This window comes from Ruegeria sp. BHSA123 (genome assembly GCF_059613425.1).
The window spans coordinates 17,748-42,605 of record NZ_JBXWSL010000024.1; the positions used below are offsets into that span (position 1 = coordinate 17,748).

Sequence of the window (24,858 nt, forward strand, 5' to 3'; positions counted from 1 at the left end):
GACAGGTGCAAGGATCGCACAACGGAGGCATGAGATGGGCGAGAACAAAGACGATCGTCTGTTGCAAAGAGGTGTCGAAGACACTCTGATCACTGATTTCGCCGAGACACATCGCAAAAGCTATGGAGATTTTCTGCAACTCAAAACGCTGCTGAATCTGCAAAAGACCTTTCAGGACCCTGCGCAGCCGGACGAGATGCTGTTCATTATTATCCATCAGGTCAGCGAACTGTGGCTGAAACTGATGCACCACCAACTGGTCGAGGTGCGCCGTTTTCTGCAACAGGATGAATTTGGCCCAGCCATGAAAAACCTCGACCGAATCAAGGCCATTCAACGGCAGTTGATTGCGGCTTGGGAAACCCTGCTGACCATGACGCCTGCCGACTATATGACGTTTCGGCAGGCTCTTGGCAGCTCGTCAGGGTTTCAGAGCTACGGGTATCGGCAGATCGAATTCATTCTCGGCAACAAGGATGCCTCAACACTGAAGGTCCATACGCATGACCCAGAGGTGATGGAGATGCTGAATGCCGCACTGACCAAACCGTCGCTTTATGACGAGGTGTTGCACATGTTGGCCCGCCAAGGGTTCGATGTGCCCAAAGATCTGATCGAACGCGATTACGCCCAACCCTATTCCGGCGATTCGCGCGTGGTGCAAATTTGGGTGGAGGTGTTTCGAAACACTGAAAAATACTGGGATCTTTATGCTTTGGCCGAAAAGCTGATGGATGTGGAAAGTTTGTTTCAACGCTGGCGCTTTGACCATGCCACCGCGGTTGAGCGCGTGATCGGGATGCAACCTGGCACTGGTGGCTCAAGCGGCGTGGCCTTTTTGCGAAAGGCGCTAGAGCTGCGGTTTTTCCACGACCTTTACGACGTGCGTACGGAATTGATGTATAGCGGGCAGAACTAAGACATGTTGTATCGAGGATTTTCGCAATCCGATCTGGAGCGGGAGTACTCTCCCAGCACAATGATCGGCGGCGACCTGAGCCCCTATCTTGCCAGTTATCAGGCGCTGAGTGCTCAGGCGCGGGCCGACTTTCCGGTACGGGAAAGTCTGGCTTATGGTGACAGCCCCCTTCAAGTTTTGGATTTCTTTCCCGCTCGCGATGACAAGGCACCCCTGCACGTCTTCATTCACGGCGGGTACTGGCAGGCGCTCAGCCAGAATGAGTCGTCTCTGATGGCGCCGGGGCTGTTGGAACACGGGCAAGCTTTTGCGACTGTGAACTACACGCTGGCACCCGATGCCCGGATTGGCGACATGATCGACGAGTGCCGTGACGCGTTGTTGTGGCTGGCGGCCCAGGCTGAGGAGTTGGGGTTCGACCCGTCGCGGATCACCCTGTCAGGTCACAGTGCAGGCGCGCATCTGGCGGCGATGGTGATGGCAACCTCATCAGACGCCCTTGCCAAAGCGGGGCTCCGGGTGCGGGATGTGCTTCTGATCAGCGGCATATACGACCTGGAACCGATCAGCCTGATGTCGGTGAACGATCCGCTGCAATTGACACCGGTCGAGGTCAACGATCTGTCACCCATCCGCAATCTGCCCCGGCCCGGTCCTCGATACCATGTTTCGGTGGCCGAACGGGATACGGATGAGTTCATTCGCCAAAGCCGTGACTATGCCGAAAGGCTGCGAAAGTCCGGACACTCTGTCAGCTTTATGCTCGCGCAAGGAATGCATCATTTCGATATCATCATGCATTCAGCTACGTTTCTGCCCCAAACAAAATAAGCGCCTCGACAAATGAAAACAGCGGCCTAAGGGGGTCGCTGTTTTTCGTTTTCAACTTATGCCGGGTTAGTCCAGCGTGCGGGTGACTTCTTCGCGCTCGAAGATTTCGATCACGTCGCCTGCGCGAATGTCATCGTAGTTCTCGAATGCCATACCGCATTCCTGACCCGACTGAACCTCGGCCACTTCGTCCTTGAAACGCTTCAGTGTTTTCAGCGTGCCTTCGTGAATCACCACGTTGTCGCGCAGCAGGCGGACACCGGCGGAACGGCGCGCCACACCTTCGGTAACCAGACAGCCGGCAACCTTGCCAACGCCGGTGACCTTAAAGACTTCGCGGATTTCGGCGTAACCGATGAACTTCTCGCGAATCTCGGCGCTCAACAGACCCGATGCGGCAGCTTTCACGTCGTCCACCAGATCGTAGATAACCGAGTAATAGCGAATCTCGACACCTTTCTGGTTTGCCGTGTTCCGGGCAGACGCATTGGCCCGCACGTTGAAACCCAGGATCGGAGCACCCGAGGCCTCGGCAAGACCGACATCGGTTTCGGTGATTGCACCCACGCCCGAATGCAATACGCGCACGCGTACCTCGTCGTTGCCGATCTTCTCCATCGCCTGAACGATGGCCTCAGCCGAACCCTGCACGTCCGCTTTCATCAGAATCGGCAGTTCGGTGACGCTTTCGTCTTCCTTGGCCTTCTGCATCAGCTGCTCAAGGGTGGTAGCGGCACCGGCGGCAGCGCGTTTGTCCTTGGCGGCCTGCTCGCGGTAGGCGGCGATCTCGCGCGCCTGTGCTTCAGTCTCGGTCACGTTCAGAACGTCACCGGCTTCCGGTGTGCCATTGAGACCCAGAACCTCGACCGGAACCGAAGGACCCGCTTCCTGAACGCGTTCACCCTTGTCATTGATCAGCGCACGGACCTTACCGTACTGCTCACCCACAACAAAGATATCGCCCTGACGCAGCGTGCCGTTCTGAACCAGAACGGTCGCGACCGGACCACGGCCTACATCCAGCTGCGCCTCGATCACGGCACCCTGGGCTGCGCGATCGGGGTTGGCTTTCAGTTCCAGAATCTCGGCCTGCAATGCGATGGCTTCCAGCAGCTCGTCCAGACCCTGACCGGTGATGGCGGACACTTCTACGTCCTGAACCTCACCCGACATTTTCTCGACGATCACCTCGTGTTGCAACAGATCGGTGCGCACCTTGTCCGGATTTGCATCATGCTTGTCGATCTTGTTGATCGCCACGATCATCGGCACTTTGGCCGCCTTCGCGTGATTGATCGCCTCGATTGTCTGCGGCATGACCGCGTCATCGGCAGCGACAACCAGAACCACGATATCGGTCACCTGAGCACCGCGCGAGCGCATCGAGGTAAACGCCGCGTGGCCGGGTGTATCCAGGAATGTCAGCGTCGATCCACCATCGGTTTTCACCTGATAGGCACCGATATGCTGGGTGATGCCACCGGCCTCACCAGCCACAACGCGCGCATCGCGGATTGCATCCAGCAGCGATGTTTTCCCGTGGTCGACGTGACCCATGATGGTGATGACGGGCGGACGAGGCTTCAGATCGTCTTCGCTGTCTTCGACCTCTTTGATGACGTCCTCAACATCCGAATCAGAGACGCGTGTGACCTTATGGCCAAACTCTTCGATGATCAGTTCGGCAGTATCAGCGTCGATGGTCTGGTTTTGCGTGACCATCATACCCATCTGCATCAACGATTTGACCACGTCAGCCACACGCTCGGCCATACGGTTGGCCAGTTCTGAGACCATGATCGCCTCAGGCAGTTGTACGTCGCGGATCACCTTTTCACGCTCGACCGAACCGCCCATGGCTTTCTGACGGGCGCGTTCCTGCTTGCGCTTCATCGCTGCCATCGACCGCTGGCGGCTGCCTTCGTCACCAGTGGCCTGACCCAGTGTCAGCTTGCCTGAACGACGGTTGTCTTCGCGGCCCTTGCCACGACCGCGCTGTTCGCGTTCGCGATCCTGCTTGCGAGGCGCGGCTGCAGGCGCAGGTTTGCTGGCCGGGCTACGTGCAGCTTTGGCTTCTTCAGGGGCCGGCGAAGCGACAGCAGCAACAGCAGCACGCTTGGCTTCTTCTTCAGCCTCCACGCGCTTGCGCTCTTCATCTTCGGCTTTCTGACGGGCGCGCTCTTCGGCTTCACGCTGCTCGCGCTCTTTCGCTTCCTGTTCCGCACGGCGGCGCACACGTTCTTCTTCGCGTGCCTTTTCAGCGGCTTCGCGTTCAGCGGCCTCTTCGACCTCGCGGGCCTTGGCAGCCTGCAAAGCTTTCATACGGCGCGCCATTTCCGCGTCGGAAATACCTGCGGGACGACGCGACGGATCACCCGAAGGGGCGGCACCGCCACCCGGCTTTGCCGCGCCCGGCTTGGGGACCACCACGCGTTTGCGTTTGGTTTCCACCACGACATTCTTGGTGCGTCCGTGGCTGAAACTCTGTTTCACATTTCCGGGGCGTGCCCCGCCACGAAGACCCAATGTCTTTTTGCCGTCACTATCGCTCATAAAGCTTCTTACCCTTCCGCGCGGCCCTTGCCGCCGTCATCCGTTTCGCGCAAGCCACGCAGGCGCTGCGCTTCCTCTACAACACGTTTGGCGAGTCCGCCAGAGGCCAAGGCCGCATGAATCACCGTTTGGCGCCCAAATGCTTGCCCTAATTCGTCTGCCGTCAACCAACCGATGTATTTTCCTAAGTGCGGCGTACTGAGCTTCGACTTGCCGCGCCCCGATCCATCGGTGGCCTGAATCAGCACCTGAGCCTCTTCCCGGTCCAGCCACGACTTGACCTTTTCATACCCGGCAACCGCGTCGCCGGACTTGCGCGCCAGACTGAGCAACTCAATCACACGGCGCGCGATCTGTTTTTCAACCTCTGCCGTCAGGTCCTGAGGCACGGTCACCTGTGCCTTGAACCCCCGCGCAAACAGTTTCTTGCCAATGGCCTTGTCCAGCGCGGCACGATCCGCCGCCACATAAACGCCCCGCCCCGGCAACTTTGCCGCGACATCCGGAAAGACCTGACCATCCGGCCCCGTCACAAAGCGGATCAAGCCATATTTAGGCTGAACCTCGCCTGTGGCGATGCACTTGCGTTCGGGTCCGTCAGACCGATCCTTATGGACGCCACCGCGACCCATACGCGCCACCCGAGACCTGAGATCAGGCCTCGACCTCCTCGTCTGCTGCGTCGCCGTCTATGTCTTCTTCCGCCTGCTCCAGCTCGGCCGGATCAACCCAACCCAACAGGATACGCGCAGTCATGACCATGCCTTGTGCTTCTTCGAGCGTGACGCCAAAGGGCTCCAGAACGCCATCATCCTTGACGCGTTCACCGTCAACTGTGGTCCAGCCACCGGCCAGTTCCCAGTCTGCACAGGTTGCGAAGTCTTCCAGCGTCTTCACATCGTCCTTGGCCAGAGCCTCTACCATCTGGGGTGTCAGGCCTTCGAATTCAATGAGGCTATCCTCGGCACCCAATGCGCGCGCGGCATCCAGAGCGGCTTTGGCCTGGGCTTCCAGGAATTCACGCGCCCGGGTCTGAAGTTCCTGCGCGGTGCCTTCATCGACGCCGTCAATGACCAGAAGTTCATCAATCTCGACATAGGCAACTTCTTCGAGATTGGTGAAGCCTTCGGACACCAGCAGCTGCGCAAAGAATTCGTCCAGATCCAGACTGTCCATGAACAGCTTGGTACGAGATTCGAATTCCTTCTGACGGCGTGCTGATTCTTCAGCTTCGGTCATGATGTCGATGTCCAGGCCGGTCAGTTGGCTTGCCAGACGCACGTTCTGACCGCGACGACCGATTGCAAGAGACAGTTGCTCTTCAGGAACCACAACCTCGATCTTGCCTGCTTCTTCGTCCAGAACAACCTTCGAAACCTCGGCAGGTTGCAACGCGTTAACCAGGAAGGTCGGTTGGTCTTCATTCCACGGGATGATGTCAATCTTCTCACCCTGCAGTTCGTTCACAACGGCCTGTACGCGGCTGCCGCGCATACCAACGCAAGCGCCAACGGGATCAATCGAGCCGTCATAGGAAATTACGGCGATCTTGGCGCGTGAACCTGGGTCACGGGCCACGGCCTTGACCTCGATGATACCGTCATAGATTTCCGGTACTTCCATCTTGAACAGCTCGGCCATGAATTCCGGAGCGGTACGCGACAGGAAGATCTGGTGGCCACGCACTTCGCGGCGGACTTCCTTGATATACGCGCGCACACGATCATTCGGGCGATAGCTTTCGCGCCCAATCTTGTCGTTGCGGCGCAGAACGGCCTCGGCACCGCCCAGATCGACGATAACATTGCCGAATTCTTCGCGCTTGACGGCACCGTTGATGATGGTGCCCGCACGATCCTTGAATTCTTCATACTGACGATCACGCTCGGCTTCGCGGACCTTTTGCAGGATCACTTGCTTGGCGGACTGCGCCGCGATCCGACCCATTTCGACCGGCGGCACTTCTTCAACAAAAACGTCACCGACCTGCGGGTCTTCCATGTACTGTTTGGCCTGTTCGACGGTGAATTCGGCCTGATAGTTCTCAAGCTCGTCATCCTCGACCACGGTGCGCACACGGGTGAATGTCGCCTTGCCGGTCTTGCGGTCGATCGACACGCGAATGTCCATCTCGGCGCCGTAGCGGCTCTTGGCAGCGCGGGCGAGCGATTCCTCCATCGCTTCGACAACCAGACCGGGGTCGATCATCTTTTCGCGGGCCACGGCCTCGGCAGTCTGCAGCAGCTCCAGCTGGTTGGCTGAGGTAATTGCCATCAGTTCGTCTCCTCTTCGGACCCTTCGGTCTCAATCTCGTCGAAAGCTTTTTCGTTCAGGGCGCCCATATCTTTGCGCTGGCGCAGCATTTCTTTGATCAGATCATCGGTCAGGACCAGCTTGGCATCACTCAGCCAGTCGAATTGCAGGCCGATTGTGATCGTCTCGGACCCTTCGGGAATATTGATCAGAACCTCTTCCCCTTCGATCCCGGCCAGTTCCCCTTTGAACCGGCGGCGGCCATCGATCAGTTCAGAGGTTTCGATCTTGGCCTCATACCCCTCAAAAGTCTCAAAATCCTTGAGGCGCGTCAGGGGGCGGTCGATACCGGGGCTGGACACCTCAAGCGTATAGGCGTCGAGGATCGGGTCCTCCACATCCAGGGTGGCGCTGACCGCATTCGAAATCTCGGCGCAGTCATCCACTTCGATGCCGCCTTCAGGTTTGTCAGCCATGATTTGCAGCGTGGTCTGCTTGCCACTCATCAGCCGGACACGGACCAGCTCATACCCCAGGTCTTCGATCACCGGGGTGATGATCTCGGCAAGTCGCCGGTCGATGGCAGCTTTGGCTATCAGGTCGTTTGTCATCAGGTTCTCTACCCTGTCAATCGGGCACAAAAAAACGGGCGCGCGGCCCGTCGAATTTTCCGGTGGAGCCTTGGACCGGAAGTCCAACGCGCCGCTGTTGAAACTGCATATACGCAGGATGATCCGAGTCTGCAACCCCCGACAGAAGTATCACCCGGAATTACACGATCCACCACCGTTCAGCGATACGACCGTCGTCCAGAACCGTGCGTCCGGCAATCTGCCGCGGCAATCCCACCGTCCCAGAAACGGCCAGTGCCATATCGGTCTCGGAAGGATGGAAGCGAAGACCGCGCGTACTGCGGATCTCGGACGGATCTGGGAAAGCCGCAATATCGACGTAGCCATCGCGCAATGCCTCGGCGCGGACACGGGCATCGGGAATAACGATCACTTCGAATGCATCGACCCAACCGGCCTGACCGTCCTTGTAATGTCCCGAAACACGGCGACCCAGGAAATGTCGCCCGTCTTCGGCGCGCTCGACACGGTAGCAACCCGTACCGTTGGCCCTGTGTAGCGGCGTGACGCCTTCGCCATTGCGGGCAATGACAAAACGACTTTCCGCCAAAAGGAATGGAAGGCCCGGATTTGCCTCGGCCAGTTCCAGCCGCAAACGGTTGGCGGTCAATGCCTCGGTATACCCGACTTCGGCCAATACGGTCGCAACGTCTGAGATGTCCAAAGGCGCGCCGTCGTGGAACACCGCATCATTGCGCAGATCAAAGCTCCAGACCCTCGCATCGGCGTCGGTTTGCCAGCCCGTCGCAAGCTCGCCCCGCAAAGTGCCATCCGGGGCGATCTCGGTCAGCGTGTCGAAAACAGCACCGCGCGCCACCTGCTCAAGACTGTCGTCGCGCGGCACGGCCAATCGCAGCGTTCCACCTTTCTCGGGTCTGTCCGCCAGAGACGCGCCTGTCGCGGCAAGCAGCGCGGCGGCGGCACCCGAAGCAAACAAGGCACGGCGGTCGATGCGTGTCATGCCAAACCCTCCGCCACGCGATCCATGATCCGGATCAGTTCTGCGCTGATCCCAGGTTCAGAAAGCGCATGACCGGCCTGACGTACCATCTTGATCTCGGCATTCGGCCAGCGTTCGCTTAGCGACCAGGCGGCCTGCGGCGGGCAAATCATGTCGTATCGCCCCTGCACGATGTGACCCGGGATATGAGCGATCCGGTCCATTTGATCTAGGATCTGCCCATCCTTTTCCAGAAACACCTTATTGTAGAAATAGTGATTCTCGAGCCGCGCAAATGTACGGGCGTATTCGCCGGGACTTTCGCCCACTGATCCGTTCGTATGGATCGATGCCAGCGCATTTTCCCAGTGCGACCATGCCCGCGCATACAGGGTCTCGGTCGCGCGGTCCCCCGAGAACAGGCGTTTGTTATAGGCGGTGATGGTGTCCTTCAGCTCGGCCTCGGGCAAAAGCGCGGTGAATTTCTGCCACTGCTCCGGCCAGAAACGCCCCACTCCGCCGCCATAAAACCAGTCAAGTTCAGCCTGAGTTGCCAGAAACACGCCCCGCAGCACCAAACGGCTGACCCTGTCGGGATGCGACTGCGCGTAGATCAAGGCAAGGGTCGCGCCCCAGCTGCCGCCAAAAGCTATCCATTCATCAATCTCGAGCAGGTCGCGCAACCGTTCAATGTCGGCCACCAAATGCCATGTCGTGTTGTTTTCAACCGAAGCCGTGGGGCGAGACCGGCCACACCCACGCTGATCAAATAGAATCACCCGGTAGACACGCGGATCAAAGTAGCGGCGCATTGCAGGGCTGCAACCGCCACCCGGACCGCCATGCAGGATCAGCACCGGTATGCCTTCGGGATTACCGCATTGTTCCACATAGATACGGTGCCCGTCGCCCATATCGACCATACGCTGGTCGAACGGGTCGATCGGCGGGTACAGATATTGAACTGCGCGCTTTTGGTCCGGGTACTTGTCCATTATGGCCCTATATAGTCCTTAAGCGTAAAAGAGCATACGGAGACAGGAATGCAAGCGCATCCGAACACGGTGGATCCATCCGAGATCGCAAAATTCGAAGCGATGGCGGCGGAATGGTGGGATCCTCATGGGAAATTCAAACCCTTGCACATGCTGAATCCTTGCCGTTTGGATTATATCACACAGCAGATCGCCGGTGAATTCGACCGCTATCTGAAAGTGCGGAAACCGTTCGAAGGTCTGCGCCTGTTGGATATCGGTTGTGGCGGTGGTCTGCTGAGCGAACCGATGGCGCGTCTGGGGGCCGAGGTCGTCGGGGCCGATGCCGCCGGAGGCAACCTGCCTGTTGCGCGTATCCATGCCGAGCAGTCCGGTTTGCAGATCGACTATCGCCACACCACAGCCGAAGACATGGCCGCCGCGGGTGAGCAGTTCGACGTGGTCCTGAACATGGAAGTGGTCGAGCATGTGGCCGACCCGGCAGGTTTCCTGACCGCCTCGCAGCAGTTGCTCAGGCCCGGCGGGCTGCTGATCTGCTCAACCATCAACCGCAACCCGAAATCTTATGCGATGGCTATTTTCGGGGCCGAGGTGGTAATGCGCTGGCTGCCGCGCGGCACGCATGAGTGGAACAAGTTCATCACCCCTGACGAGTTGTTCGACCTGCTGCGCCAAGCGGGGGTCGAGCCGGTGGACCGCAAGGGATTCGTGTTCAACCCGATCCTGTGGAGCTGGTCGATTTCGGACCGGGATTTAAGCGTGAACTATGTGACGGCAAGTGTGAAACCGGGGTAAAGGTAGTCACGAAAACCAAATTAGGAAAACCTGTCGATGTGGGGCAAAAGATTTTTTGATGTTCCGGTCTATCGCTTGAAAGAAGAAAAGTACCAGCAACAATTGAGCGCGAAGATTGATCGCGACATGAGAGAAATAGTAGGATCAGACATTCCTGAAGACATCCTTTCGCGGAATCGCAAAATGCGAGTCGAACATCAACGGCTGAAGTACGGAACGTGGGATTTCAACGAAATCATCGGCTACATCCGGCTTTATTTTCGCGGGTCACAAGTTCTTGGTGAATATTTTAGCGCTGAAAAGAAACGTGCGGTCTTAACCAGACGGAAAGTCTTTTTGTACAAGACTTATAAACTCGCCGCAGATCTCAACATTCCCGCGAACGCCACAAACGAAGAAGTGTTTAGCTTCATCAAGGAGTATCTAGAGCGATGCAAAAAGGAACTGAGGAAAGATAGATTTATCGACACCACATTCTTGGAACAGATTGGGCCACACGTCGATTGGAACACGCTTCGGCAAGAAGACTAAAATCACGGCCGTGATCTTGCGTCTCAACCTTGCTCCAACTGCAACCGCAAATCCCGCAGCACCGGCAGTGTCGAACGAACACGGTCGTCCCCCAACTCTCCGACCACGCGGTTGATCAACGGGGCAATCGAGGAAATCGCCTGATCCCGCGCGCGTTTACCGGCGGGGCTGATCGCCACCATCTTGCGGCGGGCATCGTCCCAATCGGGTCGGATGTGGATGTATCCGGCCCATTCCAGCTTGGCCAAGGTGTTGGTCATCGCGCCGCGGGTGACGTGGAACGTGTTGGCCAGCTGCGCCGGGCTGCGCTCATCCGCGACAAAAGCCAGGTGGTTCAGAACCGAGAAATGCGAGATTTCCATGCCCTTGGGCAGCACGCGGCTAAGCCGGTTCCGCAATAGCTGGTCGGCGGTCAGGATCTCGCTGAACAGCGTGACCGCAAGGGCATTGGTGTCGTCTGTCATTGTTCCGTTCTGTCAGGGTCCGTCGAAGGATCGGCGGTGGTGCAGTGAAGGGACACGTCGGCGTGCCTCAGTTACAGAACTATCATCCAAATCGAAAATGTGAATGCCTGGATCGGTCCCTGCGTCGATCAGCACCTTTCCCCACGGGTCGACGACCATGCTGTGACCGTGAGTATAGCGTGTTTTACCGCCGGTTTTTTGATGTTCCCCAGTTTGGGCCGGGGCCAGCACCCAGCACCCGGTTTCGATTGCACGTGCGCGCAGCAAGGCCTCCCAATGCGCGGCACCCGTGACCGGCGAGAACGCGGCCGGGACGGTCAGAATGCGCGCGCCCGCCTCCGCCAGTGCCGCGTGCAAATATGGAAAGCGGATATCGTAACAGATGGTCAGACCAACCTTGCCGAAATCCGTTTCGGCGATAACCGCTTTTTCGCCTGGGCGGTAATTCTTTGATTCGCGGAACGTCTCGGTCTCGGTGACCTGCACATCGAACATATGGATCTTGTCATACCGCGCCACGATCTGACCTTGCGGTCCGATCATAAAGCAGCGGTTGGCAAAACGACCGTCATTGTCATGAGTCTTGAGCCCCAACGAGCCGATCAGAAGCCATACACCCAGATCAGCAGCCTGTTCGCGCAGGCCCGCCAAGGTGATGTCATCTTCTTCATGTTGTAAAACCGCGCGCTGCCGTGTGGTGCTGGTCGAAACGCAATTCGTAACCTCTGGCGTCAGAACAAAGCGGGCGCCCTGTTCTGCCGCTTCAGCCATCAGGCCTCGTACCATCCCGAGGTTTTCAGCCGGATCGTCCGACGAGGTGACTTGCAGCAGCGCGGTTTTCATCAGGCCGCAAGCAGACGGTCAAGCTTGCCCTGACGCTCCAACTCGTACAAATCATCGCAACCGCCGACATGCGTGGTGCCGATGAAAATCTGCGGGACCGTGCGTTTGCCTCCGGCACGTTGAATCATTTCAGGTTTGCGTTTGGGGTGCATCAGCACGTCGATTTCCTTGAACTCAACACCTTTCTGCTTCAGAAGGCGTTTGGCTGCATGACAATACCCGCACAGTGGCGATGTATAGATCTCTACCGACTTCATTTTCCGTTCCCTTCGGATTTCGCGCAATCTTGGGCGAATTAGGCATTCTTAGCAACGCGCGCCAGAGCCAACACAAAAATATGATTTGCCCCCGCCGCCTGACAGACCCGAGTGCATGTGGCCAGTGTTGCCCCGGACGTCATCACGTCGTCTACCAGCAAGACGTTCCGGCCAGTTAGATGGCGGGCATTTCGGGGTTGAAGGCATATCGCGTCTTCCAATATCTGTGCCCGCTCGGCTGCTGTTTTGCCGTCCAGCACCGGCGTCTTTTTTTTGCGAATCAACAAATCGGGCACGCATTTCAATCCTGTCTCACGCCCCAGGTTCTGCGCCAAGAGAGCTGACTGGTTGTATCGCCTTTTGAGCAAGCGTGACCAATGCAGAGGAACCGGAGCAATCACCATACCCGCTCGCAGCAATGGGCGCCCTGCCTGCGCCATCCACTGCGCGGCAGGGCGGGCCAGTTCGGGCTGATCACCATGTTTCAACGCCAGGATCAGTGACCGCGCCTTGCCGTCATACAAAAGCGCGGCGCGGCCTGCCCTCCAGGGGCGCGCGGTCTTCAGGCAATCATCGCACTCGGTCCGAAACTCGTCCTGCCCTCCGATCAGGGGCAGACCGCAACTTTCACAGACCGTGCCGCCAATGAATGGCGTTTCCCGCCAGCACGGGCCACACAGGCCAAAATCGGACTCGGTCAGGTCGCCGCACCCCATGCAACGTGGTGGATAAATCAGCGCAAGTGCGGTTTGAATCCGTTGCGCGATACGATACTTGCCAGTTATGAAACTGCCCGAACCCACTGCATCCTCACTTTTTGACCGTGCCGCCATTCTGCGTCATCGCAACCGCGTGCAGGATGACGCCCTTTTTCTGCACCGCGTCGCGATGGACGAGGTTCAGGATCGGCTCTCCATGGTTAACAAAACCTTTACGGCGGCAGCGATCGTGACGGCCTACCCACAGCTTTGGACGGACGCTTTTCCCGAAGCCTCGATCGTTGCGGATAACGACGTGCTGGCACTGCAACCCGGCGCACATGATCTGGTGATCCACGCCATGACACTGCATTGTGCAAACGATCCGGTAGGTCAGTTGATCCAATGCCACCGCGCGCTTAAGCCCGATGGGTTGTTGCTGATTGTTTGTCTGGGCGGCGAAACGCTGCACGAATTGCGCGCGGCGTTGGGTCAGGCCGAGATTGACGTTACCGGTGGCCTCAGCCCCCGCATCGCTCCAATGGCCGAGCTGCGGGACATGGGCGGTTTGTTGCAGCGGGCCGGTCTGGCCTTGCCCGTCGCAGACTCGGTGACACTCACGGCTGAGTACCGTGACATCTGGCACCTGATGCACGATCTGCGGAATATGGGTGAGGCCAATGCGTTATCCGCGCGCCTGAAACACCCGACCAAACGCGCAGTATTTGAAACCGCGCAAAACGTCTACGCGACTCATTTCACCACGGGGTCCGGGCGCCTGGCAGCCACGTTCGAACTGATCTGCCTGACGGGATGGGCCCCCCACGACAGTCAACCAAAGCCACTGCGTCCCGGGTCGGCGCAAACACGTTTGGCTGACGCCTTGCGCACCGACGAGGGCAAACTGCCCGATTGACGCGCGACCAAATCCCCTTATTTCAGGCCCTAACGCAAGAAATTCAGGAAGCCTCATATGTTTGATGCCACGCGACCCGCTCATGCTCCTACGGATCACCCCAAGATCAGGATGGGGCGCGTCGGCATATTGCTGGCCAATCTGGGCACGCCGGACGATTACACCTATTGGCCGATGCGTCGGTATCTGAATGAGTTTTTGTCGGATCAGCGCGTCATCGATTATCCGAAGTGGAAATGGCAGCCGATTCTGCAGGCGATCATCCTGACTAAACGGCCATTCAGTTCCGGCGAGGCATACAAATCAATCTGGAATCAGGAAAAGGGCGAAAGCCCGCTGATGACCATCACCAAGGACCAGACTGCCAAGCTGAGCCAGGCCATGCACGCACGATACGGTGATCAGGTCATGGTCGATTTCTGTATGCGTTACGGCAACCCGTCGACCAAATCCAAAGTGCGCGAGATGGTAGCGGCAGGGTGCGATCGCATCTTGTTCTTTCCGCTTTACCCTCAATACGCTGGCGCAACGACGGCCACCGCCAACGACCAGTTCTTTCGCGCGCTGATGGACGAAGCCTGGCAGCCCGCCACGCGAACCGTTCCGGCCTATTTCGATGAACCTATTTATATCGATGCGCTGGCACAGTCAGTTGAACGTGCATACGAGGCTATGGAAACAAAACCCGACATTCTGGTCTGCTCATATCATGGGATGCCCGAGCGGTATTTGCAGCAGGGCGATCCCTATCACTGTCAGTGTGCTAAAACGACGAGGCTGTTAAAGGAGCGATTGGGCTGGGCGGATGATCAATTGGTATCGACCTTCCAGTCGCGCTTTGGCCCCGAAGAATGGTTGAAACCTTACACTGTGGATCACGTGGCCGACCTGGCGAAGCAAGGCAAAAAGAACATTGCTGTTATTGCCCCGGCGTTTTCTGCGGACTGCATCGAAACGCTGGAAGAGATTAACGAAGAAATCAAAGAGAGCTTCGAAGAAGCAGGCGGCGAGACGTTTACCTATATTCCATGCCTTAACGATGACGATGCCCATATCACAGCACTTGGAAAGGTGATCGAAGACAATCTGCGCGGGTGGCTGGCGTAAAGCGTTTCCAGAACACAAGCCAAATCTCTTATGAGAACGTCAGGCTCGGCTTGATACTGGCGCGTCAGTATCCCTTCGGCGCGCAACAGGCTTGAAGACCTGTTGGAATTAAAAAAGGCGGTGGATTGCTCCACCGCCTTTTTCATGAATTCCGTGTCGGATTAGCTTGCAGCAACAGCAGCAGCAACAACGACCAGCAGGATCAGCGGCAGCAGAATGCCCTGCGACGAACCCTGAGTTTCTTCAACAACAACTGGTGCTTCAACAACCGGCTCATTCAGGTTGCCAGCATATGCAGTCGAAGCTGCTGCAGTCAGAGCTGCGGCGAGAACGAGTTTCTTCATATTAACCTCCAGAATTTGCACGGTTCCAATATCCGGAGCCGCACATCTAAGACTTACCTCGTAGTTTTTTCTAATCAGCATTAGAGCGGGAATGCAATTGCAACTTGACCTGTAAGCGGCTTCGCACACAAAAATGTCGTCATATTAGCAACACTTGCGTGCCAACCTTTGCCATCGAAAACAGCTCGGCGATGTCTTCGTTGAAAAGGCCGATGCATCCATTCGACGATCTGCGACCAATTTTACGCGTATCATGGGTGCCGTGAATGCGATAGTACTTCCAGCTCAGGTATAAAGCGTGTGTTCCCAATGGGTTATCAGGACCCGGAGGAATATAGTCCGGCCATTCCGGATTTCGCTTTTTCATCGACGGCGTCGGAGACCAGCTCGGGCCTTCGACCTTGCGGATCACACTGGTGCGCCCGCGCCGGGTAAGGTCTTCGGTCAGCGGAACCGACGACGGGTACAATTTGTACACCGATTGATCATCCGACCAATAATGCAGCGCTCTTGAGACGGTATCGACCAATATGGCGCCATTTCTGGTGTTCGAGAAATACGGTTGCCAATCCAATGCCCGGAACCCGGATACGTTGCGGCGAACCGCTGGTTCACTCTCGGGCGCGGGACGTAGCGGGTCGCCTGGGATATACTGCGCCAGTGCCGGTGTCGCCAGAGTGGCGGTAGCCCCTGCTAGAAATCCCCTGCGGGTAGGCGAAAGAATGCGCTTTTTTACCATGACAACGGGTCCTGTGTTTTGGTGAAGTCTGAAATCAGAGGCATTCTATGGCCAGAATGCTTCAGTCGCAAACCAAACCGGCAGAATCACGCAAGTTGTGGCCATTGCGCGTTTGCTCAGAACAAGCAGGCACGCTATGCCCTGTTGTGATACAATAATCAGGTCGAACATGACGCGCATCGTTTCTTTACTGTTGATTTGCTTTGTCGCGCTTGCGGCATGTACCAACACTGGCTCAACCACCCTGGGATCTGATGGTCGCCCATTGCCGACCGTATATAAGATCCGCGGCAATCCGGAAAAGCTGCAGTTCCGCATGCTTGATTCGGTCAATGCCTTGCGTCAGGCCCAGGGATTGCAGCCCGTACAGCTGAACGCGCAGCTGAACGCAGCGGCGGCGACTCATTCGAAGGATATGTCGCGGCAGAACCGGCCCTGGCACTTTGGTTCAGACGGTTCATCACCGATCGACCGGGCAGCGCGTGTTGGCTATTTCGGCACGTTTCTGGGGGAAGCCATTTCCGAAACTTACGAGACCGAGACTGAAACGCTTGCCGCCTGGATGCAGGAACCCGGACCGAGGGCTGTCATAATGGACGCCAAGGCCACCCAAATGGGATTCGCCTGGCATCAGGAAGGCGGTGGTAAAATCTGGTGGACGCTGGAAATGGGAACCGGCGGCTGATCCGGCCAAACGGAAAGAAAAAAGCCCCCGGTTTTCGGGGGCTTTTTTGTTAATCAGGCGGCTTGCATAGACTGCGCCTCGGTCAGGATTGCATAGAGCTTTACCGGATCAGGGTTCGCCCGGAGCTTGGTGCAAACCGAAGTATCCCGTAATGTGCGAGACACTAGAGCCAGAGCTTTGAGGTGATCAACGCCCGCCTCTTCCGGTGCAAACAGCGCGAAGGCAATGTCCACAGGCTGGCGATCAACCGAACCGAAATCGATCGGCTTCTCAAGCATGACAAAAACACCTGACACCGAATCAAGATCGGGCAGGCGCGCATGTGGCAACGCCACACCATGGCCGACACCGGTCGGTCCAAGGCTTTCCCGCTCCAGCAGGAAATCAACCGCTTCCTGAGGATCGATACCCAGCGTCGCCGCGGCGACGTCACCGATTTCCTGAAACAGCCGCTTCTTGCTGGAAGCCGCGGACAAAACACGCACCGCTTCGGGCTTCAGTATGCTCGAAAGCTCCATGATCACGCTCCATGGCACGCACCCGCATCAGCGGGCGCGGCCCCGTATCCTTGCCTGTTACGGATCAATCCAGCCGATATTACCGTCATCGCGACGATAAACGACATTCAATCCGTCCTTGTTTTCATTTCTGAACACCAGTACTGGCGCACCGGCAAGTTCCATTTGCATAACGGCCTCTCCGACGCTCAAAGATGGGATTTTTGTTTCCATCTCGGCCACAATCATTGGCTGAAGCGATTCGGGTTCATCGGCCGACTCCGATTCGTTAGAAGCGAGGATATAAGAGGACGCCCCAAAGAGTTCAACCGGTTCGACCCGATCCTTGTGGTGGTCCTTCAGGCGACGCTTGTAACGACGCAACTGTTTTTCCATTTTATCACAGCATGCCTCAAATGCCGCGTAGATCTCGGTTGCATGGGCTTTGGCCTGAGCCGTCAGGCCAGTGGACAGGTGCACTGTTGTCTCGCATACATATTCATGCGCCGAACGGGAAAAGACGACGTTTGCATCCGTAGGCCGCTGCGCATATTTGCCCACGACCTCATTCAGTTCGGTCTGCACGTGTGTCTGCAACGCCGCACCGATGTCGATCTGTTTTCCGCTGATTTGGTAACGCATGTGATCTCCTTCACAATTCACACCCATTCTGACGCCGCGAAACGCGACGAGCTTGTTTTTATCGGGTGGGGGGTCGAGACATTTTCCGCGGTTGCCTTGTTTCCAGCCCTTCGAAGAAGGGACATCGAGATCCAGACTGGAGCCGGGTAAATGCCATAAGCCAATTGAGGCAAGAGACGAGGGAAGAGTCAATCAAAACAGATGTGTATATACGCGATTTCCGCCATGCAATTGGCACAACTCCGCGCAAGATTATGAAATGCGGAAATTCTCGCCCAGATAGACGCGGCGCACATTCTCGTTTTCGACAACCTCATCAGGTGTGCCGGACATCAAAACCTGACCGTCATGCAGGATATAGGCCCGGTCGACAATTTCCAGCGTTTCCCGGACGTTGTGATCGGTGATCAGCACACCAATACCGCGTTTTTTCAGATCCGCGACCAGATGGCGAATATCCCCGACACTGATCGGGTCAACGCCTGCAAATGGTTCATCCAGCAGCAGGTATTTGGGGTCTGCGGCCAAACAGCGCGCGATCTCGACCCGGCGGCGCTCGCCGCCTGACAACGCCAATGCCGGGGCCCGGCGCAAGTGTTCGATCGAGAAGTCCGACAGCAGCTCTTCCAAACGCTCTTTGCGCTTATGCGCATGAGAGACCGTGATATCCAGAACGGCAGCAATGTTGTCCTCGACGCTCATGCCGCGAAAGATCGACATCTCCTGCGGTAGATAGCCGATCCCCATCCGCGCCCGCCGGTACATCGGCAAAGTAGTCACATTCTGGCCGTCTATCGTGACTTTTCCCGCCTCGGGGAATACAAGTCCCGCAACTGAATAAAACGTTGTGGTCTTACCTGACCCGTTCGGCCCCAGCAGCGCTACCACTTCGGACCGGCCCAACGTCATCGAGACATCGCGGATCACCGTCTTTTTTTTGTAGGACTTCCGCAATTTCTCGATGCGCAGCCCGGAACTGCCCTCGGTCAGTTTCAGGTCGGGACGCGCCATCAGTTGTTTCCCTGCTGCAAGATCGTTTTGACCCGCCCGGTCATGGTCGCAGTGCCCGTAGTCAGGTTGGCGTTCATCTGATCGCCACTGATGATGCTGGGGCCCTGTGTCAGCAGGACATTGCCCTTCATGACAATCTCACCCGAACCGATCTTGTATTCAGCCCAGTCGCCTTCCGCTGCATCCGGCGGGCTGACCAGAACCACATTCTCGGTCGCTTCCATTCGCTCGATCGCCGAGCGTTCCTGATTGTAGATAACCAGCACGCGTTCGGCTGTCAGGCGCATTTCACCCTGCACGACGATAACGTTCCCGATGAACTCGGCCGATCCGTCCTCTTGATTGACGTTCAGGGTTTCCGATGTCACCTCGACCGGCAGGCTCGGATCGGCATTCGCGGACCCAAAAGCCACCTGCGCCTCCTGCGCGATCACGGGCGCGGCGCCCGCGATCAACGCGAGGCACAAAGGAACAAATCGAAAATCGAACACAAGTTATCTTTCTGCTTTTTCAGGCTCGTATACCAGCTTCACACCATCTGTAAAAACAATATGGACTGGCCCGTCCGTTTTTTCAGTGCCAAAGGTCATACGCCCCGCAGAAAAGTTACCGATCGGACCGGTTCCGTTCACCTGCCCCGGCGTGTCGCCCCGGACTTCATCCAACGAGGTATTGAGCAGATCCGTCGTAACCTTGAGACCATCCGCCGTGGTGATGACCACGTCACCAACAAAGGTTGCTGTTCCACTATCCGGACGGATCTGGCCGGAATTCGAATCCAGGGAAATTGTGCCACCATTGAGCAGCCCAAAGCGGCCGCGAAACTCGGACGCGGTCGGAACCGACGCCTCGGTGCCCTGCCTGGCTTGCACAGCCTCGATATGCACGGTCTCTCCCTTGCGGGTCGTTCCGCGGTAATCCGGCCGCGTTACCACCTGTTGTTCCAGTCTCTCATCAATGTCTTTCTGCGCGAAGGGCACGGATACGTTTGTTTCGATGCTGCGGGACAGCAAGAATACCGTGGACAACATCACAATAGCCGCGAGCGGCAACAGCACCTTAAGGAACTGCACCATGCGGGAATATCTGTCCACTTCAGCCTCCCTCAGCCCAGACCGACACGCAGGCAGTCGTGGATATGAAGCAGCCCCAAAGCCTGACCTGATGTAGCCTCGTCAACCACGAAGAGCGAGGTGATCTTACGGTCATTCATGATCGCGACCGCTTCTTCCGCCAACGCACCCGGGGATATGGTTGTGGGGTTGGGGGTCATTACCTGCTCGGTCGTTTTGTTCAGCAACCCATCCATGTGGCGCCGCAAGTCACCGTCTGTAATGATCCCGGCCAACTGACCCTGCGGGTCCGTTACACCAGCAACACCAAACCCCTTCTGGCTGATTTCGATCAGCGCATCGCTCATCGGAGTATGCGCCGCAACCAGAGGCAGGGCCTCTCCGACATGCATCAAATCCTGTACCGTACTCAATTGCGCACCCAGTTTGCCGCCGGGATGGAAGGCGCGGAAATCCTCGGGTCGGAAATCGCGGTATTTCATAAGGGCAATCGCCAATGCATCGCCCATGGCAAGGGTCAGCGTCGTGGAAATCGACGGCACCATACCATAGCCACAAGCCTCGCCCATCGACGGGATCAGAAGATGTACGTCGGCCTGTTTCATCAATGTGCTGTCAGGTTTGCTGGACAATCCGATCAGCGGAATGCCAAAGCGGCGCGTAAAGGCCAGCAGATTAGCAAGTTCCGGTGCCTCTCCCGAATTCGAGATCGCGAGAACCACATCACCTTTGGAGACCATGCCCAAATCCCCATGGCTGGCCTCTGCCGGATGCACGAAATAGGCAGGCGTTCCGGTGCTAGCCAGCGTGGCCGCAATCTTGTGACCTATGTGGCCTGACTTGCCGATACCGCTGATGATGATGCGCCCGGTGGCCTGAAGGATCAGTTGCACCGCTTCGGCAAAATGCTTGTCCAAACTGTCGGCAAGGACGTCCAGCGCGCGGGCTTCGTCTATGACCACCTGACGGGCGGTTCTCAGGAATGCTTCGGTATCGGTCATGAGTGCGCAAAGATATCCGTTTCGGGCCAACCGGCAAGGTCCAGTTTCGCACGCATCGGCAGGAAGTCAAAACAGGCCTGCGCCATTTCAGTCCGGTCCTCGCGAACCAGACGAATGTTTAGCGCATCGCGCAGCTGATGCAGATAGAGTACGTCTGACGCAGCATAATCCAATTGAGCGTCTGTAAGTGAGACTGCGCCCCAGTCGCTCATCTGTTGCTGTTTGGAAATATCGACACCGATGAGTTCCTGACACAGGTTCTTGAGCCCGTGCCGGTCGGTATAGGTCCGCACCAGGCGGCTGGCGATCTTGGTGCAGTACACCGGCGCGGCCAGAGCACCAAAGGTATGGTACATGGCGGCGATGTCGAAGCGCCCGAAATGGAACAGCTTCAGCACGTCAGGGTTTTCCAGCATGGCACATAGGTTCGGCGCCTCTGTCTGGCCTTTTTCCACCTGCACGATATGGCTGTTGCCGTCTCCACCCGACATCTGAATCACACACAAGCGGTCACGATGTGGGTTCAGACCCATGGTTTCACAGTCAATGGCCACAACGGGGCCCAGATCCAACCCGTCCGGCAGGTCGTTTTTGTACAAATGGTTCGCCACCCGATTATTCCTTTGTGCGATATCGCCTCCGAGATAGGCGGTTTGGTCCATAAACTCAACGCCGTCTAAAAGTCACGGGCAGATCCCCGCAACAGGATTGACAATATCCTCATGGGGGGGATAGGGATACATCATGACAAATTTACCCCGCGAGTCGCATCCGCATATCACGGCAAGGCTGAAACGGGCCCACGGGCATCTGGCAAAGGTCATTGCCATGCTTGAAGGTCAGGCGCCCTGTTCTGACATCGCCCAACAGCTGTTTGCCGTTGAAAAAGCGGTCACCAACGCCAAGCGCGCCTTGATCCATGATCACATCGACCATTGCCTGTCTTCCGATGGCGATAGCGGCGGGATCGAGGATTTTAAAGCCATCACGAAATACCTCTGAACCATGCTGAGCATTCTAAAAAACCGGACCTACCGCCACCTGTTTGCTGCCCAGATCGTCGCCCTGACCGGAACCGGGCTGGCCACAGTCGCGCTTGGGCTGCTGGCCTTTGATCTGGCCGGAGACGCTGCTGGCCTTGTGCTGGGCACCGCGCTGACAATCAAGATGGTGGCCTATGTCACCGTGGCCCCCCTGGCCGCCGCTTTTGCCGAACGGCTGGACCGTCGGAAAATGCTGGTTTTTCTGGACCTGATCCGCGCCGCAGTCGCCGTATGCCTGCCTTTCGTGACCGAGGTCTGGCAAATCTATGTGCTGATCTTCGTGCTCCAATCCGCCTCGGCCGGGTTCACGCCCGCCTTTCAGGCGACGATCCCGGACGTCTTACCAGATGAAAACGAGTATACCCGCGCTTTGTCTCTGTCACGTCTGGCCTACGACATGGAAAGCCTGCTGAGCCCGATGTTTGCCGCGGCACTTCTGTTGCTGGTCAGCTTCAACAGCCTGTTCTGGGGCACAGCGCTGGGGTTTGTTGCCTCGGCATTTCTGGTTGTCTCGGTCGCCCTGCCCTCGCCCAAGCCCAGCAAACCACGCGGAATCTATGACCGCACGACACGCGGAATTCGCATCTACCTGAAAACGCCCCGGCTGCGTGGGCTGCTTGCACTCAATTGGAGCGCGGCAGCGCTGAGTTCGATGGTGATCGTCAACACAGTGGTCATCGTGCGGGCCACGCTTGGCCTGTCCGAAAGCGCCGTGGCCATTGCACTGGCCGGATTTGGGGGCGGGTCGATGCTTGCGGCGTTCACTCTGCCCCGCCTGCTGGATCGGATCGAGGATCGCAAGGTTATGCTGTCCGGAGCCATTCTTGCGTCGGGCGCTATGGCCGTCGCCTCGGTTCTGACCGCGACGATCCCGCTTACGCTGGGTGTCCTTGCCGTTTTTTGGGCCTTTACCGGCTTTGGGTATTCTACAACCCTTACGCCTTCGGGTCGTTTGTTGACCCGTTCGGCCCATCCTGAAGACCGCCCCGCTGTCTTTGCTGCACAGTTCACTCTGTCGCATGGCTGCTGGTTGGTGCTTTATCCGCTGGCTGGGTGGATAATGACCGTCTATGGACCGACTGTCGCGCTCGGCAGTATGTCTATTCTGTCCATGACGGGTGTGATTGTAGCAGTCAGCCTTTGGCCGCGTGACGATCAGGAACCGGTTGTTCACAATCACCCCGATCTGCCGACCGATCATCCGCATCTGGCCGGGGTAGGCCCGCACGCGCACCCGATCATTATCGATGATCTGCACCCACGCATGCCGCGTGAGCCTTGAGAAAGGGCGTCAATCTGATCTAAACCCGGACTTGCCGCAAACCGGAGCCCCAATGGACCAGCTTGACCGTCGTATTATCGCCGCCCTGCAAGCCAATGCACGTGCCTCGACCACGCAGATCGCGGCCTCGCTGGGTGTGGCTCGCACGACTGTGCATGAACGGATCAGTCGGCTGGAACATCGCGGCGTAATCACGGGATACACCGTGCGCCTTGGGTCCACGGAAGACACGCCTAAAGTGCAGGTCATCGTTATGCTGGAAGTGCAGCAGAAGGAAACCAACCGAATCCTTAAACGGCTCGAGGCCTATCCCGAGGTCAAACTGTGCCTGTCGATCAATGGCGAATTCGATCTGATGCTGACCGCAGATGCCCCGAGGCTGGAGGATCTGGACATTCTGGTGGACGATCTGGCGAAGATCCCTGGCGTCCTGCGCACCAATACAAGCGTTGTTTTCGGGCGCAGGATCGACCGAAATTGAGGCCGCGATAACCCTCTGTAAACCGATCGGTGTCTAGCTTGGCCGGGAACACCAGAATCCCGGACCGGCAGAATGCCAATTCACAGAATACCGATTGCTTTCATGATACTGCATGTGCTGTTGGCGCAGGCGGGTACCGCCATGCACAATGTGCCAACAGGCGGGCTTTGTGATCAGGCCGCGCGCCGTGCATCACTGTCCGAAGATGTTCCGCTGGATGTACTGCGCGCCATAACACGCGTTGAAACCGGGCGAACAGTTGGCGGAATGTTGCAGCCCTGGCCCTGGACTATAAATGTCGAAGGCCAGGGGTATTGGTTCAAGTCCGAGGCCGAGGCCAAGGCCTATGTTTTCGATATTTTCAAAGCGGGCTCTCGTAGCTTTGACGTCGGGTGTTTTCAGGTCAATTATCGATGGCATGGCAATGCCTTCCGCTCGATCGATTCGATGTTCGATCCGGATGAAAATGCGACCTATGCTGCCCGCTTCCTGAAAGACCTTTATTTCGAGCTTGGTTCGTGGTCGGCTGCGGCCGGGGCCTACCATTCCCGCACGAATGCTCTGGCCAAGGCTTATCGTGGTCGGTTCCAGACAGTGATGGCCCAGTTGGACAACCCGTCCTCACACGGGTTTTCTCGTATGTCACTCGATCCGTTCACAAGGGCCGCAGCGCCCTTGATTCCGATGCTAGTGGCCACACCCGCCACCACTTCCCTGGGCTCTCTGGTCCCGACCAATAGCACAGCAACTGCTTTCATCCCTTTCAATTAGGATACCTGCGTGCCCCAGTTTGACATCCGGTCCCTGTTTTCACCTACTGTCCTGTTGGCAGTGGCGCTGATGACCGTCATCGTCATGATGATCCTGCCCATGCCCGCCTGGGTGCTGGACGTCGGGCTAGCCGCCTCTTTCGCGCTTGCCATCCTGATTTTCACACTGACGCTGTTCATCGAGCGTCCGTTGGATTTCTCATCCTTCCCAACGATTCTTCTGGCATCGCTGATGTTGCGCCTGTCGCTGAACGTCTCGTCAACCAAACTGATCATCGGTCAGGGGCATACCGGACCCAACGCAGCGGGTGACGTTGTCTGATGTCAGCACCAATGGGACAGTTTAGGTCGATTTGATAAGAGAGGGTTTCTGGCTCATCGTAACCGCCAAGGAGTGGAGATGAGAAAGAAACCCGGAACCAAACAGAGCTACGGTGAGAAGGTCGTAAAGGACATTCGCCGTGCGACCCGCAAGCAGTACTCCGCAGAAGAGAAGATCAGGATCGTGCTGGACGGCCTAAAAGGCGAGGACAGCATTGCAGAGCTGTGCCGTCGT

General features: G+C 57.3%; 30 protein-coding genes and 2 pseudogenes. 13 read left to right on the forward strand and 19 right to left on the reverse strand.

Features of this window, described 5'->3' with window-relative positions; genetic code table 11:
- The first annotated feature begins 34 nt into the window (after positions 1–34).
- Together AC2FNC_RS13040 and AC2FNC_RS13045 are read left to right on the forward strand one after the other, a co-directional pair.
- Entirely contained in the window at positions 35–919 is an 885-nt protein-coding gene (locus AC2FNC_RS13040; protein WP_480494561.1) for a tryptophan 2,3-dioxygenase, read from the forward strand.
- 3 nt (positions 920–922) lie between these two features.
- Positions 923–1,750, forward strand: coding sequence for an alpha/beta hydrolase (locus tag AC2FNC_RS13045; protein WP_480555260.1), 828 nt, complete (start codon positions 923–925; stop codon positions 1,748–1,750).
- Between the two features lie 66 nt (positions 1,751–1,816).
- Here the strand turns inward: AC2FNC_RS13045 and infB are convergent, their stop codons facing one another.
- The 6 genes from infB to pip all read right to left on the reverse strand — a co-directional run bounded on the left by infB (position 1,817) and on the right by pip (position 9,123).
- The gene (infB, locus tag AC2FNC_RS13050) at positions 1,817–4,303 is read right to left on the reverse strand and encodes a translation initiation factor IF-2 (protein WP_480555262.1); all 2,487 of its coding nucleotides are present in this window, start codon (positions 4,301–4,303) and stop codon (positions 1,817–1,819) included.
- 8 nt (positions 4,304–4,311) lie between these two features.
- A complete protein-coding gene (locus AC2FNC_RS13055) occupies positions 4,312–4,935 on the reverse strand; it encodes an RNA-binding protein (protein ID WP_480474799.1) in 624 nt (207 codons plus the stop codon).
- A gap of 22 nt (positions 4,936–4,957) precedes the next feature.
- The gene (gene nusA / locus AC2FNC_RS13060; protein WP_496715552.1) at positions 4,958–6,577 is read right to left on the reverse strand and encodes a transcription termination factor NusA; all 1,620 of its coding nucleotides are present in this window, start codon (positions 6,575–6,577) and stop codon (positions 4,958–4,960) included.
- Positions 6,577–7,167 (reverse strand): ribosome maturation factor RimP, encoded by a 591-nt coding sequence (rimP, locus tag AC2FNC_RS13065; protein WP_480606548.1) that lies wholly within the window; start codon positions 7,165–7,167, stop codon positions 6,577–6,579. The genes nusA and rimP overlap by 1 nt, the downstream gene beginning before the upstream one ends.
- A 160-nt stretch (positions 7,168–7,327) precedes the next feature.
- Positions 7,328–8,149, reverse strand: coding sequence for an ABC transporter substrate-binding protein (locus AC2FNC_RS13070; protein WP_480555267.1), 822 nt, complete (start codon positions 8,147–8,149; stop codon positions 7,328–7,330).
- Entirely contained in the window at positions 8,146–9,123 is a 978-nt protein-coding gene (pip, locus tag AC2FNC_RS13075; protein WP_480474792.1) for a prolyl aminopeptidase, read from the reverse strand. Before pip ends, AC2FNC_RS13070 begins: the two co-directional genes overlap by 4 nt.
- Positions 9,124–9,171: 48 nt before the next feature.
- Between pip and ubiG the strand changes: the two genes are divergently transcribed.
- Both ubiG and AC2FNC_RS13085 read left to right on the forward strand, forming a co-directional pair.
- On the forward strand, positions 9,172–9,918 hold the full coding sequence (gene ubiG, locus AC2FNC_RS13080) for a bifunctional 2-polyprenyl-6-hydroxyphenol methylase/3-demethylubiquinol 3-O-methyltransferase UbiG (protein ID WP_496715553.1): 747 nt from the start codon (positions 9,172–9,174) through the stop codon (positions 9,916–9,918).
- Positions 9,919–9,954: 36 nt separating this feature from the next.
- On the forward strand, positions 9,955–10,449 hold the full coding sequence (locus AC2FNC_RS13085) for a hypothetical protein (protein WP_480474790.1): 495 nt from the start codon (positions 9,955–9,957) through the stop codon (positions 10,447–10,449).
- 23 nt (positions 10,450–10,472) lie between these two features.
- On the opposite strand, the gene AC2FNC_RS13090 is transcribed toward AC2FNC_RS13085, so the two are convergent.
- The 4 genes from AC2FNC_RS13090 to AC2FNC_RS13105 are packed head-to-tail and all read right to left on the reverse strand — an operon-like array spanning position 10,473 to position 12,816.
- Positions 10,473–10,913, reverse strand: coding sequence for a MarR family winged helix-turn-helix transcriptional regulator (locus tag AC2FNC_RS13090; RefSeq protein ID WP_480474789.1), 441 nt, complete (start codon positions 10,911–10,913; stop codon positions 10,473–10,475).
- A 12-nt stretch (positions 10,914–10,925) separates the two neighbouring features.
- On the reverse strand, positions 10,926–11,756 hold the full coding sequence (locus AC2FNC_RS13095) for a carbon-nitrogen hydrolase family protein (RefSeq protein WP_496715554.1): 831 nt from the start codon (positions 11,754–11,756) through the stop codon (positions 10,926–10,928).
- Complete coding sequence (gene grxC / locus AC2FNC_RS13100; protein ID WP_480474786.1) at positions 11,756–12,013, reverse strand: glutaredoxin 3; 258 nt, start codon at positions 12,011–12,013, stop codon at positions 11,756–11,758. Before grxC ends, AC2FNC_RS13095 begins: the two co-directional genes overlap by 1 nt.
- A gap of 38 nt (positions 12,014–12,051) precedes the next feature.
- Positions 12,052–12,816, reverse strand: a complete 765-nt coding sequence (locus tag AC2FNC_RS13105; protein ID WP_496715555.1) for a double zinc ribbon domain-containing protein — start codon at positions 12,814–12,816, stop codon at positions 12,052–12,054.
- Here AC2FNC_RS13105 and AC2FNC_RS13110 point away from each other — a divergent pair.
- Both AC2FNC_RS13110 and hemH read left to right on the forward strand, forming a co-directional pair.
- On the forward strand, positions 12,797–13,627 hold the full coding sequence (locus tag AC2FNC_RS13110; RefSeq protein ID WP_496715556.1) for a methyltransferase domain-containing protein: 831 nt from the start codon (positions 12,797–12,799) through the stop codon (positions 13,625–13,627). The two genes, AC2FNC_RS13105 and AC2FNC_RS13110, sit on opposite strands and share 20 nt — an antisense overlap.
- Positions 13,628–13,684: 57 nt before the next feature.
- Entirely contained in the window at positions 13,685–14,734 is a 1,050-nt protein-coding gene (gene hemH, locus AC2FNC_RS13115; protein WP_480555271.1) for a ferrochelatase, read from the forward strand.
- A gap of 161 nt (positions 14,735–14,895) precedes the next feature.
- On the opposite strand, the gene AC2FNC_RS13120 is transcribed toward hemH, so the two are convergent.
- Both AC2FNC_RS13120 and AC2FNC_RS13125 read right to left on the reverse strand, forming a co-directional pair.
- On the reverse strand, positions 14,896–15,078 hold the full coding sequence (locus AC2FNC_RS13120; protein WP_480474781.1) for a hypothetical protein: 183 nt from the start codon (positions 15,076–15,078) through the stop codon (positions 14,896–14,898).
- 139 nt (positions 15,079–15,217) lie between these two features.
- Positions 15,218–15,817, reverse strand: coding sequence for a L,D-transpeptidase (locus AC2FNC_RS13125; protein ID WP_480474779.1), 600 nt, complete (start codon positions 15,815–15,817; stop codon positions 15,218–15,220).
- 169 nt (positions 15,818–15,986) lie between these two features.
- Here AC2FNC_RS13125 and dalA point away from each other — a divergent pair, with 169 nt between their 5' ends.
- Positions 15,987–16,502, forward strand: coding sequence for a divisome-associated lipoprotein DalA (gene dalA, locus AC2FNC_RS13130; RefSeq protein WP_209507204.1), 516 nt, complete (start codon positions 15,987–15,989; stop codon positions 16,500–16,502).
- A gap of 53 nt (positions 16,503–16,555) precedes the next feature.
- On the opposite strand, the gene AC2FNC_RS13135 is transcribed toward dalA, so the two are convergent.
- The 7 genes from AC2FNC_RS13135 to AC2FNC_RS13165 form a co-directional block, all read right to left on the reverse strand.
- On the reverse strand, positions 16,556–17,020 hold the full coding sequence (locus AC2FNC_RS13135; RefSeq protein ID WP_267363095.1) for a PTS sugar transporter subunit IIA: 465 nt from the start codon (positions 17,018–17,020) through the stop codon (positions 16,556–16,558).
- Positions 17,021–17,077: 57 nt separating this feature from the next.
- Entirely contained in the window at positions 17,078–17,641 is a 564-nt protein-coding gene (gene hpf / locus AC2FNC_RS13140) for a ribosome hibernation-promoting factor, HPF/YfiA family (RefSeq protein WP_480474777.1), read from the reverse strand.
- Positions 17,642–17,893: 252 nt separating this feature from the next.
- Positions 17,894–18,652, reverse strand: coding sequence for an LPS export ABC transporter ATP-binding protein (gene lptB, locus AC2FNC_RS13145; RefSeq protein ID WP_480474775.1), 759 nt, complete (start codon positions 18,650–18,652; stop codon positions 17,894–17,896).
- On the reverse strand, positions 18,652–19,143 hold the full coding sequence (locus AC2FNC_RS13150) for an LptA/OstA family protein (RefSeq protein ID WP_480555273.1): 492 nt from the start codon (positions 19,141–19,143) through the stop codon (positions 18,652–18,654). The genes lptB and AC2FNC_RS13150 overlap by 1 nt, the downstream gene beginning before the upstream one ends.
- Before the next feature lie 3 nt (positions 19,144–19,146).
- A complete protein-coding gene (gene lptC, locus AC2FNC_RS13155; RefSeq protein ID WP_480520011.1) occupies positions 19,147–19,746 on the reverse strand; it encodes an LPS export ABC transporter periplasmic protein LptC in 600 nt (199 codons plus the stop codon).
- An 11-nt stretch (positions 19,747–19,757) separates the two neighbouring features.
- Entirely contained in the window at positions 19,758–20,726 is a 969-nt protein-coding gene (locus AC2FNC_RS13160) for a KpsF/GutQ family sugar-phosphate isomerase (protein ID WP_480474771.1), read from the reverse strand.
- Entirely contained in the window at positions 20,723–21,337 is a 615-nt protein-coding gene (locus AC2FNC_RS13165; protein WP_480520013.1) for a ribonuclease D, read from the reverse strand. Before AC2FNC_RS13165 ends, AC2FNC_RS13160 begins: the two co-directional genes overlap by 4 nt.
- A 133-nt stretch (positions 21,338–21,470) precedes the next feature.
- On the opposite strand from AC2FNC_RS13165, the gene AC2FNC_RS13170 reads away from it, so the two are divergent.
- From AC2FNC_RS13170 to AC2FNC_RS13195, 6 genes and pseudogenes are all read left to right on the forward strand, one after another.
- Positions 21,471–21,728, forward strand: coding sequence for a metal-sensing transcriptional repressor (locus AC2FNC_RS13170; protein ID WP_480474768.1), 258 nt, complete (start codon positions 21,471–21,473; stop codon positions 21,726–21,728).
- Positions 21,729–21,731: 3 nt separating this feature from the next.
- A complete protein-coding gene (locus AC2FNC_RS13175) occupies positions 21,732–23,051 on the forward strand; it encodes an MFS transporter (RefSeq protein WP_480474767.1) in 1,320 nt (439 codons plus the stop codon).
- A 52-nt stretch (positions 23,052–23,103) separates the two neighbouring features.
- The gene (locus AC2FNC_RS13180; RefSeq protein WP_480474766.1) at positions 23,104–23,532 is read left to right on the forward strand and encodes an Lrp/AsnC family transcriptional regulator; all 429 of its coding nucleotides are present in this window, start codon (positions 23,104–23,106) and stop codon (positions 23,530–23,532) included.
- 72 nt (positions 23,533–23,604) lie between these two features.
- A complete protein-coding gene (locus tag AC2FNC_RS13185) occupies positions 23,605–24,303 on the forward strand; it encodes a transglycosylase SLT domain-containing protein (protein WP_496715557.1) in 699 nt (232 codons plus the stop codon).
- A 69-nt stretch (positions 24,304–24,372) separates the two neighbouring features.
- Positions 24,373–24,621: pseudogene (locus tag AC2FNC_RS13190) on the forward strand (FHIPEP family type III secretion protein); the annotation flags it as partial.
- A gap of 81 nt (positions 24,622–24,702) precedes the next feature.
- Positions 24,703–24,858: pseudogene (locus AC2FNC_RS13195) on the forward strand (IS3 family transposase); the annotation flags it as partial.